At 45.5% G+C, this 14594-nt stretch carries 12 protein-coding genes; all 12 read left to right on the top strand.

Annotated features, from left to right (window positions below):
- A partial coding sequence (locus tag ASG93_RS22240; RefSeq protein WP_056835403.1) for a CARDB domain-containing protein occupies positions 1 to 2718 on the top strand: 2718 nt, incomplete at its 5' end.
- A 205-nt stretch (positions 2719 to 2923) separates the two neighbouring features.
- Positions 2924 to 4246, top strand: a complete 1323-nt coding sequence (locus tag ASG93_RS22235; protein ID WP_056835402.1) for a response regulator — start codon at positions 2924 to 2926, stop codon at positions 4244 to 4246.
- Between the two features lie 111 nt (positions 4247 to 4357).
- Positions 4358 to 5776 carry an ABC transporter substrate-binding protein gene (locus ASG93_RS22230; RefSeq protein WP_056835400.1) on the top strand — a complete coding sequence of 473 codons (1419 nt, stop codon included), beginning with the start codon at positions 4358 to 4360 and terminating at the stop codon, positions 5774 to 5776.
- A 76-nt stretch (positions 5777 to 5852) separates the two neighbouring features.
- Complete coding sequence (locus tag ASG93_RS22225) at positions 5853 to 6764, top strand: carbohydrate ABC transporter permease (protein WP_056835398.1); 912 nt, start codon at positions 5853 to 5855, stop codon at positions 6762 to 6764.
- Positions 6761 to 7642 carry a carbohydrate ABC transporter permease gene (locus ASG93_RS22220; RefSeq protein WP_056835396.1) on the top strand — a complete coding sequence of 294 codons (882 nt, stop codon included), beginning with the start codon at positions 6761 to 6763 and terminating at the stop codon, positions 7640 to 7642. The genes ASG93_RS22225 and ASG93_RS22220 overlap by 4 nt, the downstream gene beginning before the upstream one ends.
- Before the next feature lie 149 nt (positions 7643 to 7791).
- Entirely contained in the window at positions 7792 to 9564 is a 1773-nt protein-coding gene (locus ASG93_RS22215) for a histidine kinase (RefSeq protein WP_056835394.1), read from the top strand.
- Between the two features lie 287 nt (positions 9565 to 9851).
- The gene (locus ASG93_RS22210) at positions 9852 to 10979 is read left to right on the top strand and encodes an NADH:flavin oxidoreductase (RefSeq protein ID WP_056835393.1); all 1128 of its coding nucleotides are present in this window, start codon (positions 9852 to 9854) and stop codon (positions 10977 to 10979) included.
- A gap of 211 nt (positions 10980 to 11190) precedes the next feature.
- Entirely contained in the window at positions 11191 to 12525 is a 1335-nt protein-coding gene (gene murD / locus ASG93_RS22205; protein WP_056835391.1) for a UDP-N-acetylmuramoyl-L-alanine--D-glutamate ligase, read from the top strand.
- Positions 12526 to 12729: 204 nt separating this feature from the next.
- Complete coding sequence (locus tag ASG93_RS22200) at positions 12730 to 13347, top strand: HD domain-containing protein (RefSeq protein ID WP_056835389.1); 618 nt, start codon at positions 12730 to 12732, stop codon at positions 13345 to 13347.
- Positions 13348 to 13540: 193 nt separating this feature from the next.
- The gene (locus ASG93_RS22195) at positions 13541 to 14092 is read left to right on the top strand and encodes a hypothetical protein (RefSeq protein ID WP_056835387.1); all 552 of its coding nucleotides are present in this window, start codon (positions 13541 to 13543) and stop codon (positions 14090 to 14092) included.
- Positions 14093 to 14282: 190 nt separating this feature from the next.
- A complete protein-coding gene (locus tag ASG93_RS35320) occupies positions 14283 to 14369 on the top strand; it encodes a EutP/PduV family microcompartment system protein (RefSeq protein WP_156411004.1) in 87 nt (28 codons plus the stop codon).
- A 2-nt stretch (positions 14370 to 14371) separates the two neighbouring features.
- Positions 14372 to 14594 (top strand): EutP/PduV family microcompartment system protein (locus ASG93_RS36510; RefSeq protein WP_321166701.1); only part of this gene is annotated, 223 nt, incomplete at its 3' end.

Below are 14594 nucleotides of genomic sequence, written 5' to 3'. Positions count from 1 at the left end.
GAGAGTGGTTCCGGTGCTTATCCGGCTACGCTTGCCGTAAGCTTGGGCGCAAATGCTTCCATCTCGTCTGTTGCTGTCAAGCTGAACCCAGACTCAGTATGGGCAACGCGTACGCAGACGATCGAAGTGCTGGGAAAACCGCAAGGCAGCACGGCATTCACGACGCTTGTTTCTCCTGCTACATACACGTTTAATCCGTCTTCCGGCAACGTCGTTACAATTCCGGTGACAGCAACAGTCAGTGACGTGCAATTGAAAATCACGGCGAACTCCGGTGCGCCGGGGGCTCAAGTTGCTGAGTTTGAAGTCATTGGTACCCCAGCTCTGAATCCAGACCTGACGATCACGGGCCTGACTTGGACACCGAATTCGCCAATTGAAACCGACGCCATTACACTTAACGCTGTTGTGAAAAATATCGGCACCGCCTCCTCAACGGCAACAACCGTTAACTTTTACGTAGGCACGACGAAAGTCGGATCTGCCCCAGTAGCAGCTTTAGCTGTAGGTGCAACGGCTACCGTGTCGGTGAACATCGCAGCCCAAACGGCAGGCAGCTACACACCGACAGTGAAAGTGGACGAGGAGAATGCCGTCATCGAGCTGAATGAAAGCAATAACAGCTACACAAGCAGCTCCAACCTGGTTGTTAATGCGGTTCCGAGCTCTGATTTGGTTGATACGGCTTCATGGGCACCAAGCAATCCAGTAGCCGGCAATAACGTATCCTTTACTGTAAATCTGAAAAACCAAGGCAACATAGCTTCTGCAAACGGTACTCATAATGTCACCCTAGCTCTTCAAAATTCTTCTGGTTCAGCCATTCAAACATTTACTGGCTCCTATAGCGGTGCCATCGCAGCGGGGGCATCCGTTAATGTAGCCCTTACTGGTACATGGACCGCAGTAAATGGCAGTTTCACGGTAGTTGCAACGGTTGCAGCCGATGCGAATGAAGTAAGTATGAAACAAGCAAACAACACTAGTACTGCAAGCCTTGTTGTCTATGCTGCACGTGGTGCGAGCATGCCATATACCCGATATGATACGCAGGATGCATCCATCGGTGGTGGTGCCAATGTGAAGTCCGCACCTACATTTGATCAATCGCTTACTGCATCTGAAGCTTCTGGTCAAAGCTATGTAGCTCTTCCTTCGAACGGCTCCTATGTGCAATGGGCAATTAGACAGGGGGAAGGCGGAGCAGGTGTAACCATGAGATTTACGATGCCAGATTCGAGCAACGGCATGGGATTGAACGGTTCGCTTGACGTTTATGTAAACGGCGTTAAAACCAAAACTGTTTCGTTGACCTCCTACTACAGCTGGCAATATTTCTCCAGTGACCAGCCTGCAGATGCGCCTGGCGGTGGACGTCCGCTTTTCCGTTTTGATGAAGTGCACTTTAAACTGGATACAGCCCTCCACCAAGGAGATACGATCCGTATACAGAAGAACAATGGAGACAGCTTAGAATATGGCGTTGACTTCCTCGAAATAGAGGCAATTCCTACCGCTATTGCACGTCCGGCTAACTCGGTCTCTGTAACCGATTACGGTGCCGTTCCGAACGATGGACTAGATGATCTTGCAGCTTTTAACTCTGCTGTCAGTGCAGCTGTTTCATCTGGAAAAACGTTGTACATTCCAGAAGGAACATTCCATCTTAGCAGCATGTGGCAGATCGGTACTGCCAGCAACATGATTAATAACCTAACGATTACGGGTGCAGGCATTTGGTTTACAAACATCCTATTTACGAATTCAAATGCGGCTGGCGGCGGCATCTCGTTCCGTATCAGCGGTCAACTTGATTTCAGTAACGTATATATGAACTCGAATCTCCGTTCGCGTTATAACCAAAATGCCATATACAAAGCATTTATGGATAACTTCGGGACAAACTCCAGAATTCACGACATCTGGGAAGAACACTTTGAGTGTGGTTTCTGGGTAGCCGATTATGCTCACACGCCTGCTATTCATGCCGATGGTCTGCTGATTGAAAACAGCCGCGTCAGAAACAATCTTGCCGACGGCATTAACTTCTGTCAAGGAACGAGCAACTCAACAGTACGCAATTCAAGCTTGCGCAATAACGGCGATGATGCTCTCGCTGTTTGGACAGATAACACCAATGGCGCTGTAATGGGTGTAAATGATACCTTCACCTTCAACACAATTGAGAATAACTGGCGCGCAGGTGCTATTGCATTCTTCGGAGGAAGCGGACACAAAGCTACTAACAACTTAATTGTAGATACTGTTGGTGGTTCCGGTTTCCGAATGAACACTGTATTCCCGGGTTACCATTTCCAAAACAACACCGGTATCGTGTTCTCGGATAATACCCTAATTAACACGGGTACTAGTCAAGATCTTTACAATGGGGAACGTGGTGCGATCGATCTAGAAGCTTCCTCGGATCCTATACAAAACCTGACTGTCTCCAACGTGACTATTCTTAACACACAACGCGATGCAGTTCAATTTGGTTATAGTGGCGGATTCCAGAATATCAACTTTAATAACGTTACTATTGACGGTACTGGTCTCGATGGGGTGACAACTTCACGCTTTGCAGGACAACATAAAGGTGCTGCTATCTATACGTACACGAATAATGGTTCCGCAACGTTTACTGGATTGACGACCAAGAATATTGCTTATCCTAGTCTCTACTTCATTCAGACCGGTTTTAATTTAACAATTAAATAAGTCAAATTCATGTTTGTCGGCGGCGAGGAGGTTATTAAAACTCCTCGCCTTTGTAATCCACTTAAGTCCGAGCCTGCTTTTGTTTAAATTGTTTATCCTCACAATTCGGAACATAAGACACAATAACCGTATTAAAACACATGTTATTGCCATTTGTTGTACAATAAAATGGTATTGATGCATAAAAGGATAGTGAGGTGGCCGCATGGTTAATATTTTGGTTGTAGATGATGAGCCGATGATTTGTAAAGGCGTGGCTACCATATTGAAACAGTCGAATCTGGACATCGCTGAGGTGTTTATCGCATATAACGGTTTTGAAGCGTTGGATTTTATACATTTGGAGAAAATCGATCTTGTTTTTACGGATATACAGATGGAAAAGATGAACGGTATTGAATTAATTGAAAATATATTCATGGAAGATCCTACGATTCCAATCGTCATTTTATCCGCCCATGGCGAGTTTGAGTACGCACAGAAGGCGATCCGTTTCGGAGCCAAGGAATATTTGGTCAAGCCGATAACGCCGCCTCATCTCATTTCGGTAGCAACTAAGCTGCTGGGGGAGAAGAAAGAGAAGCAGCGGCATTTCTCGAATTTGGAGAGCAGCCGAACCCTGTCAGAGCATACGTCGCTCGAGATGAATTATTACTTGAATGAGCTTGTCACCGGAACGGTCCATGAGTCCGAGGTACCTGCCATTATGGAGAAGCTTGGAACCCGAATGAGAGGTACTCATTACAGCATGTTAGTGATCAAATTATCCCTAGATCGAGGCGGCATTCATGATCAGGAAATATCGACGCTGAAGGACCGTAGTCTTCTGAAGTACGCCGCTTTGAATATTATTGAGGAGACCGCGAATCAGTGGTGTCATCTTGTTTTTAATACGCATAATTCTACTTTCTCCTTGCTGCTGCAAATTCCTGAAGAGGAGATTAGGGGTTCTCAGAGCATTAATCAATTGTTGATGGTCGCCCAGATGAGTCACACGAATTTGCAGAAATACGTCAATGTCAAATCTCAGATTGGGATCAGCCGCATTCGGGAGGGTATCACACAGCTGCCTGTTATCTATCAAGAAGCTCTGGAGAGCTTGGCTTGGAGTGAAACACACAAAGGGCATCACATGTTCTACATTGAGGATATCGGCAAAACGACGAACGAGCAGAATTTAACAAACACGCAGGTTGACGAGGCTAATAACCGAATTGTTTATGAGACAAAAACCTATATTGAAGGACACTTCTGTGATAAAGGCCTGAAGCTTCAAGATATCGCCGATGCTGTGCATTTAAGCCCTAATTATTTGAGTTATTTGTTTAAAAAAGTGATGGGAGTCAACATTTGGGACTATGTGACCAAGCTTCGTATGGAAAAAGGGAAGCAATTGATTCTGACCACGGACAAACGCAGGTACGAAATTTCGGAGGAAATCGGTTACGAATCACCAGAGCATTTTAGTAAAATTTTCAAAAAACATTTCGGGTTGAATATTTCGGAGTTAAAACATACGGGTCCGTAAGATGCGACATGATTAGCGTAACAGGACACATCGTCGCTCTTGGCGGTTCCCTTTATAATCGAAAGTGTAGAAACTAACATTTGATGAAACGATTCGAAAGGGGAACCAAACATGAATGCTAAAAAGGCTTCAGCCATCAGTGCGATTGCACTGACCGTTTTACTCGCAGGATGTGGTACGAACAGTACCACGACTAGCACAACAAGCAGTCCCGCCTCAGCAAAGGAAACAGCAGCAGCAGCAACGCCTGCAGCCAAAAAGGTGACAATTACAGCCCAAGGCTTCAAGCCTGACCAGAAGGAAAAGAATGACCAGCTTGACCAGCGGATCAGCCGCTTTAAGGCGAAAACCCCGAATGTTGATTTCAAGAAAGACGACTGGCAGTACAACCCGTTGGAAATTGGGATCAAAATGGCTTCGAATAGCGCGCCAACCGAATACACGACGTATGCAACAGAAGGTAAAGTGCTCGTCGACAAGAAATGGGTCGCTGATATTACCGATTCAATCAATGCCTGGGAACATGCTAAGGACATGAATGATCTTCTTTCCAAACCGTTTGTGGTGAATGGTAAAACGTATGGAGTACCCATCGACGGTTACGTGATGACCATTACGCTGAACAAGAAGCTTTTCAAAGATAAAGGTGTCGAGCTGCCTCCAATGGATTGGACGTGGGATGATCTGTTAACGGCAGCGAGAAAGATTAATGATCCGGCCAAAGGAATCGCAGGTTTTATTCCAATGGGTAAAGGACCGGAAGCAGGCTGGAACTGGACGAATTTCCTTTATGCAGCTGGCGGCGATGTGCAGAAGCTCGATAACGGGAAAGTGGTAAGCGTGTTCAATTCTGATGCTGGTGTGAAGGCGCTTGAATTTTATAAAAAGTTAAAAGACGAGAACTTAATTCCTCAGAACTGGGCCTTAGGGTATGGCGACGCATTGAGCGCTTTCTCCCAAGGACGCGGTGCGATGGTGATGTGCGGAAGCGGCAACGCGGCTGATACAGCGATCAATGAAGGCGGTATCAGCAAAGAGGATATGATCGTATATCCAATGCCTTCGATGACGAAAGGCGGCAAGCATACGGGCGTTCTTGGCGGTAACTATCGTGTTATCAATCCGAAGAGTGATAAGGATCAACAGCAAGTTGCTTTCAAATGGATTACGGATGAGTACTTCACAGAAGATTTCTTAAATTCCACGAAAAAAGAAATCGAAGACCGTAAAGCGAAAAACCGTGTCTACATTCCACAACCGATTAACTACTGGAAGGAATCCTCAGATTTCGGTCAAAAGTATACCGATTTACTGGCCAAATATGACAACGTATTTAAATACGATCCACAATTATTAAGCCTATGGGACGGCAAGCCTGAAGCGCAGTATGAAGCACAGAAATATTATACCGAGATGGCCAATGTGATCCAAAAAGTGTTCACAACCAAAGATGTTGATTTGAAAAAGACGTTGACTGATGCATCGAATAAAGTGCAAACGGAAGTATTTGACAAAGTGAAAGTCGAGTAGCACCGGAACATCGGATCTAAGCCGTTTAGCGGTTTAGGTCCGATTTTTCTAACGAAAACTTTAAGGAGTGTTCAACATGGCAGCAGAATTGAGTATACGACCTGTCGTAGCGAGTAGTACGGTGAAGAAGAAAATCAACTGGTATTTGTGGGGGACGCTGTTTGTCCTTCCAGAAATCGTGTTATTTATTGTATTTTTATGGGTGCCGATTTTTAAAGGGATTTTCTACAGCTTTTACAATATAGATTTTGTCGATGGCAATCATTTCATTGGCTCGGCTAACTATGTAAGTATTTTTCAAGATGGACTGCTGCTCACCTCGATTAAAAATACGCTCTACTATATGGGCTTAGGCGTCCTATTCGGTTTCTGGGTACCGCCGCTTATCGCAATTGTCGTCTCCGAATTAAAATGGTTTCAGGGGGCAGCCCGTATAATTGGCTATTTGCCAAGCGCTGTTCCAGCCATCGTGCTCTATGGGATGTGGCAGTGGTTTTTTGATGCCGTTGGCCCAATTAACAGCCTGTTACAAACGTTCGGTATCCCAAAAGTGGAGTTCTTCAGTCCAAAGATGGCCATGGGTTCGATTGTTCTGCTAGAAACGTGGCAAAGCTTTGGCGCAGCCACTCTCATCTATATCGCTGCAGTTGTGGGTATTCCGAGGGACATATACGAAGCGGCTGAGATCGATGGCGCCAGTGTCTGGCAGCGTATTCGCCATATTACCTTGCCAAGTATCAAGACATTGATGCTGCTTCTGCTTCTCTTGCAGTTGATCACAACTTCACAGGGCTTTCAAGCGCAATTATCGATGACCGACGGTGGCCCGAATAATGCGACGCTTACGTACCTGCTGTGGATGAATCATACGGCGTTCCGTGATCTTGATTTTGGGAAAGCGAGTGCAATGGGCAGCTTAATGTTTTTCGTTTTAATCCTACTGTCCGTGCTATACAATCTGTTGCAGCGTAGAGGTGAGAAGGCATGAAACGAGATGAACGCGGCATTATTTCGCCATTTGATATGAAAAAAGGTGCTGTGAAAGCCGGATACACCCTCATGGTGCTGCTGATGATCATCATTGGCATTACGACGTTATACCCGTTTTTCAATACCTTTTTTGGTTCACTCAAAACACGTGAGGAATTCTTTGCCTTTCCACCAACCTTTTTTCCGAAAAGCTGGGTTTGGACCAATTACAATGATGCGTGGAACGGGTTCGATTTGCCATTACTGACTTTCTTGAAGAATACGATATTCATCTACATGGGAAATGTCGTATGCTCGCTGCTCCTAATTGGTTTAGCTGCCTACGCGTTGTCACATTTGAGGGTACCGTTCAAGAGATGGGTGACGCTCTTTTTCTTAGCGACTCTGTTGATACCGCAAGCCACCTATATCGTTCCTAACTTTATGAACCTGAAAAGCTTGGGCATGATCAATACATACTGGGCCTTCTGGCTGCCGGCTGCAGCGAATGCTTATTTCATGCTTCTGCTCAAAAACTTCTTCGATGGCATTCACAAAGAAATTCTGGAGGCAGCGAGAATCGATGGGGCGAGTGAATTCAATTCATTCATTAAAATTGCTGTCCCACTTTCAACTCCCATTATTGGGACTCTGCTGATTCTGTCCTTTTCGACAACATGGAACGAGTTCTACTGGCCTAGTATTGTGATGACAGAAAAGGAGATGTACCCGCTTGCCACAGGGATTTATCGGTATGTGGTGTACTCAACCTCGGTTATTCCGTGGAGCGTACGGTTTGCTATCTTGACAATGGCTATGCTGCCGCCGGTTGTTTTTTTTCTCATTTTCCAAAAATTTATCATACGTGGGTTAACCGTTTCCAGTGTCAAAGGTTAGGTCAAAGAACGCCCCTCAGAATGCTTATTCTGAAGGCGTTTTCTTTTGCTTAAAGGAGATTGCGACCGTTATAGCGAAGCTAAGTGTGCAATGAGACGGCTAGGAGTTATAATCTCCGAGGATACGGCTTGAAAGGAAGGAATGTCGGCATGCGAAAAATGCTGCGTAATATGAATTTGATGAAAAAGTTGATCGTATTGCTCATCTTATTCGTCGTCATCCCGATATTGGTATTGGATTTGTTTGTAGCCAAGAAGCTGGAGTCCATTACAGAAGAGCAAGTAGGGAACGCGCTGCTCCAGTTAGTGCGAGGAAGTCATTTGACACTAGACAGAGAGAGCAGTGATTTCGAGGAAAAGACAGAGAAAATCATGATATCCCAGGAAATCCAACAGTTTGCAAGCATCCCGTCCTCATCGGAGTATGAACGATTTGAAATCTTTAAAGCCCTTGATAAATATTTGAACAACTATTCGACGAGTGCGGTGAAATATTCGTTGTTTTTTTCGGATACAGATAAGCTGTATTCGTTCGTCCCCAATCCGGATCTTCTGAACAATGGTATTTTTTATTCAACAGACTTGAATGCACTCTCATGGTATAAGGAAGTGAGTCAGGCCAAGGGGGAGGGGGTTATTCGTGTTATCGATAAATTCGGATACAACCCTAATAATTTAAAAACCGTTGCCTATATGCGCCAATTAAATAGCATTTATAACGGGGAAAGTGTGATTGGTTATTTGGTTGTATCTGGCATTGAGACACCTCTTCAGTTGGATTTTTCACCTTTTGACAAGTATGCGGATGCGGAATTGATGTTGTTAAACCAAGATAATATGGTGCTCGCGACGAATACAACCAGTTTTGAGATCGGATCCTCGGTATATGTTCCGGCTAATCAAGTAGAAGGTGTGTATAAGCTGAAAGAGGCTGATCATGAGTTTATGTGCGTTCTTCATACAAGTGAATTTTCGAAAACGAAATTGCTCATGCGAGTTCCTGTTCAGTCGATTATTATCGATCATATTAGTGTGCAGCGATTAGTTGATTGGATCATGGTTATTTATTTCTTTATCTTGATTTTGGCGAGTATATACTTTATCCAGTCGATCTTGAAACCGATCTCTCGATTAGCCCGCATCACGAATTCTTATCATCCAGGTAGACCCTTAGCTATTTCCTTACACTCGGATAGCAAAAATGAGATTGTTTTACTCAATAATCATTTTATACGCATGACTGATCGCTTGAATCAAACGATTTATGACCAATATGAACTCGAACTGAGGCATAAGGAGATTGAATTATCTATTCTTCATACACAAATTAATCCGCACTTGCTCTACAACACCTTGGAATCTGTATATTGGCATACGCTAATGGAAGGGGCAGCAGAGTCTGCTGAAATGATCAAGGATTTATCGCTAATTATGCGAATTGGGCTTAGCAAAGGGAAGCTTTTAATTCCGGTTATGGAGGAAATCAATCACGCGGAGGCTTATGTTCGCTTGCAGCTATTCCGCTATGAATATGCCTTTCAAGTCCATTGGGATATTGAAGAGGGAGCGAAGCGATTTGTCATGCCGAAGGTCGTTCTTCAGCCGATTATTGAGAATGCGATTCTGCACGGGATTAAGAACATGAGCCAGGATGGGGAATTATGGATTTCGGTAAAAAGCGCGGATGATAATGTCATCATCAGTGTAGAAGATAACGGTTATCGCCAGGTGGATATCGAGACGATGAATGGTATCCTGCAGGGGAAGGAAAATAATCGAGGCTTCGGAATTATTAATGTTCAGAAGCGGATTCAGCTGCATTTCGGCGAAAACTACGGTTTACATTACAGTCTTAGAGAAGATCAAGGTGTACGAGCTTGGATCGAGCTCCCGGTTGTACTTGACGAGAATGAATTGAAATAGCCCCATTATCTGGGGTTTTTACGGGACCTGACGTTCTAAATATTAAAAAGGCCGCGTAGGATCGGCAAGGTCAGTCTAATACTTTGTTTTCCTTCTACACCGACGCAAAAACCGCAGCTGCGGTAGAAGAGGCTGATGTCAGTTTATTTGCAGAAAACAGTAAGTAAAAAGTAGTGCTTTTGGAAAAAGTATGGTATAGTAATTTCAATAACTGTAATAATATGTATGACAGTTTAAGTGACAAGGCTTATGAAACCTGAATTTATTTATATGGAGGTAATGCTAAAATGAATAATCAAAAAATCCAACCTGCCTCCAAGCTAGGACCTTTATTCGAGTCCTCCAAGCTTGGAACTTTGAACCTAAAGAACCGGGTCGTCATGGCTCCAATGACGAGAGCCTTCTCTCCAGGAGGAGTGCCGGGTCCTGATGTGGCCGCTTATTACCGTCGCCGTGCTGATAACGGTGTAGGGCTTATTATTACGGAGGGTACCCTGATCAACGATCCGGCTGCCATCAATAATCCGAATATTCCGAATTTCCATGGGGAGGAAGCGCTGAATGGCTGGGCTCGCGTCGTCGCGGAGGTACATGAAGCCGGCGGGCTGATTATGCCGCAGCTATGGCATATCGGCACGGACCGTAAGGTAGGAGCCGTTCCGAACCCGGAGGAACTGCCGATCGGACCTTCAGGCTTGGATCTCGCGACCGGGGAAAAAGTCAATGAGCCGATGAGTCAGGAAAGGATCGATTCCGTTGTTGCCGCTTACGCACAAGCGGCGGCGGATGCCAAACGGATCGGCTTTGACGGGATTGAGCTTCATGGCGCCCACGGCTATTTGATCGATCAGTTTTTCTGGGAGAGAACGAACCAGCGCACCGACAGCTATGGCGGAGACCTTGTGAAAAGAACCCGTTTTGCGGCTGAAATTATTGCGGCTTGCCGTCGCGCCGTAGGACCCGATTTCCCTATCCTACTGCGGATATCGCAATGGAAATCAAGTGATTACGAGGCGAAATTGGCAGCCAATCCGGATGAACTAGCCAAATTCCTTGCGCCGCTTGTAGAAGCGGGTGTTGATGTATTTCACTGCTCGACCCGCCGCTTCTGGGAACCGGAGTTCGCCGGTTCCGATCTGAATTTCGCAAGCTGGGTTAAAAAATTAACCGGCAAACCTACAATCACTGTGGGCTCCGTAGGTCTGGATAATGAGTTTCTATCTTCGTTTAGAGGGGAAAACGCAGGTACAGCGAATCTGGATACCTTGACCGACAAGCTTAACAATAGAGAGTTCGATCTGGTTGCTGTCGGCCGTGCGCTGCTGGTTGATCCGGCATGGGCGGCTAAGGTCCGCGATGGCCGGCTTGACGAGCTGAAGCCTTTCACTCCTGAAGCGCTGCGTTCGCTATCTTGATTCTGCTGTAATTCTTGTTTATTTGATTGGGCACTCCGAGTTAGTGGGAGAGCCCGTTTTTTTTGTTTGACGACTTAACATGTGTTATAGCAATTCGTGTAATTGACGATAGCGGGCGGAATTGATCGGGGGCCTTTTCTGAACTAACGGGCAGGATAGTTCCAATATGTGGTATATTTGACTAAATGACATTTTCTAAGCGGAGGTGCTTATGAATCCTGCTTTTGACACCTATATCCAATCGCTGGCTGGTCGGGACGTAACCGTCATCGGCGCCGGCGTCAGCAATTCACCACTGATCCGCATGCTGTGCTCGGCCGGGGCGCACGTCACCGTGCGCGACCGCAATCCGGCCTTGCCCCGTGAGGAGTGGGACAATCTAGGCGTCGGGTTGCGTCTGGGTGAGAATTATCTGGATCGCGTTGGGGGCGACGTAGTGTTCCGCACTCCGGGCATGCGCCCAGACCATCCGGCGTTGGACTCGGCCCGTGCTGGCGGCAGCCGTGTGACCAGTGAGATGGAGGAGTTCTTTGCGCTGTGTCCTTGTCCTATTTTTGGCGTGACCGGTTCGGACGGTAAGACCACCACCACGTCGTTGATTGCAGACATGCTGGCTGACGGGGGGCGTACGGTTCATCTGGGTGGCAACATTGGCACGCCACTTCTGACGCGCGCGGGCGAGATGTCGTCGCTGGATGCGTGCGCGGTCGAGCTGTCCAGCTTCCAGCTAATGGACATGACGCGCTCTCCCCATGTGGCGGTGATTACCAACCTCTCGCCCAATCACCTCGACTGGCACCGCGACATGGATGAATATACCGCTGCCAAACGCCGACTGCTGGATTTCCAGAGTGCTAACGACGTTGCCATCCTAAACGGCGACAATCCGGCGACCGCCGAACTGCGCGGGCGGGGACGGAACAAGTATTTCGGCGTGCACACTGTCCACGATGGGATAATCGACGGTCTATTACCCATCAGTGATATTCGTTTGCCGGGTTGGTATAACGTGGAGAACGTTATGGCTGCAATGACCGCCGTGCGGGGGACCGTGTCTGATGAGGCAATCCTGGAAGCGGTGCGCAACTTCGTCGGTGTGGAGCACCGAAACCAGTGGGTAGCAACTGTGGGCGGTGTGCATTATTACAACAATTCAATCGGCTCCAGCCCCGCCCGTACCGTCGCCACGCTGCATGCGCATGTGGGCCGAGTGCTGCTGATCGCCGGCGGGCGAGATAAGAAAGTACCGTTTGACGAGATGGCTAGGCTGCTGCCTGATCATGTCAAGGTGCTTCTGTTAATCGGAGAAGCGGCCAGTCAAATCGAGGCAGAGGTGCGCAGAGTGCTGAGTTGCCCGCCTATTGTCCGCTGCGAAGGCCTGGCCGAAGCAGTGGCGCAGGCGCACAAGCTGGCCGAACCGGGCGACACTGTGCTGCTGAGTCCTGCATGCACTGCGTTTGACCAATATCGTAACTTTGAAGAGCGCGGGTGTCACTTTGTAGACCTGGTCGGGTCACTGCACCGGTCGGTGGAGGGAAAGGATTGAATTGAACAAGACATGGGCGTTTGCTGGATAAGCTGATTGCCCTTATGTATTTTCATTTATAGATAGTTATTAAGAGGAACAGATAGAATTTATTCATTACGCTAACGTAAGAACTATAGTCCATTCTCAACAAGACGGCAGCTGGCATATGATCGGCTGCCGTCGTTTGTTATAATATGTTTTTAAAGAGGGGGAGAAATATTAATGTTTACCCGTATTACTCAGTTAATTAATTTTCTTTCAGTTTTAGACAAATTTAAAACTATCGAACGTAAAACCTATGTATCGAATACGGCACGTCGTGAAAATGATGCTGAACATACCTGGCACATGTGTATGTTTGCTCTTTTGTTACACAAGGAAATGGGGTATCAAGTCAACTTAGAAAAAACTTTAAAGTTGATTTTAATTCACGATTTAGTTGAGATTTATGCTGGTGATACATTTACCCATGATATTAAGGCACGTGTTGGGAAGAAGCTAAGAGAGGATGAAGCTTCTGAGATTCTGTTTGCACAGCTCCCAGAGGACTTCAAAAGTGAATTCAATGAATTGTGGGATGAGTTTGAAACAGGAGACACACTCGAATCACAATTCGTTAAGGCAATTGACAAGATGCAGGCTTTTGCGCAGAACGTACATTCAAAGGGAACGGTTTGGAAAGAAAATCAAATTGCACCCGAGAAGATATTAGCTTATAACGAAAGCTGGAGACATGAAAATGATTCTTTTTCGGAACTATTTAATCATCTATGGAGTATTGCAAAAAAAGAAGGTTATCTTTATGGTTCCGACGATAAAGTGGTTAGTGAATTCAACTAACGGATACGATAGCTTAGTAGAGAACACAACGAGGCAGAAGACATTAAATGACTGCCTTTTTCACGAAAACGTCGGGCGGGATAGCTTAATGCTTAAATTTACCAAGTAACAAACTCATCCTCAGTTGTATTAATCTGTAAACTGGAATAAAGTTACTACATATATGAATAACGTTTACTTCTGGAGGATTTTAGTGAGGAAGGTTGTTTATTTTTGCTTCATGATTGTATTGTTAATATTTTTAGTTGCATGTGAGAAAGTTCATACCAAACAAATTGCTGATTGTAACAATGTTGACCCGCCAATTACTTTAAGTCCTACAGTTCCAGATTGGGAAATAAGACCAAATATGCTGCTTTACGAAGCCAAGGCTATAAATGACCCGAAGCCGTTATCTATTGTTTCTTATGAGGTGATTTTAAAAAATCTCGGTACGGACGCGGCAAGAAACATACATGTATATATCGGCAACCAACTGTTTGGTTGGGAACGTATGGGCTTTGATTCTAAATCGGAATTGGCATGTTCAGAATTACAGCCAAATCAATTCAATATTTGGGAATGGTCACATGCTTGGGACACACACCTTCATCCTTCATGGCGCTCTACGATGGAACAAACTGTACAGTTACGGTTCGTGTGGGAGGACTCAAAAGGATGGCATCAGGTTCAAGGACATTTGCCAAATCAGTATTACAGCCAAAGTTTCATGGCAAATGATTTAAGTCCGTTACCCGAAAGGTAAAGAAATAAGCTGTTTCACAGAAGTCTGTCGCCAACAATGGATCGGCAGACTTCTAATCGGCAGCCCCGTTGAAGTAGACCCTTAAAACCGAGGGAAGGGCAGTTATCTATGGCTTAACTTACATTAAAAGGAATCCCTGCATATATGACGAAGAAATATGTATCACCGATATTAAGGAGCCAAAATAGGAATGAAAAAAATCCTCATTATTGGAATTGTAGCTAGTGGTAAGACGACATTGGCAAAACGCTTATCAAAGAAAATTAATGTACCTTAGGAATGAAAAAAATCCTCATTATTGGAATTGTAGCTAGTGGTAAGACGACATTGGCAAAACGCTTATCAAAGAAAATTAATGTACCTTGGTATGAACTCGATTCCATTGTTCATCATCAAACGTCAACGGGGCGGTATAAGCGTACAGCAGAAGAGCAAATTGATGTTTTAATGGAAATTGATAAAAACGGAACATGGATATTTGAAGGAACTGATAGAGAATCCT

Origin of the sequence: Paenibacillus sp. Soil787 (assembly GCF_001429545.1) — a bacterium.
Classification (GTDB): Bacteria; Bacillota; Bacilli; order Paenibacillales; family NBRC-103111; genus Paenibacillus_E.
This window is presented reverse-complemented; position numbering and strand designations above follow the sequence as displayed.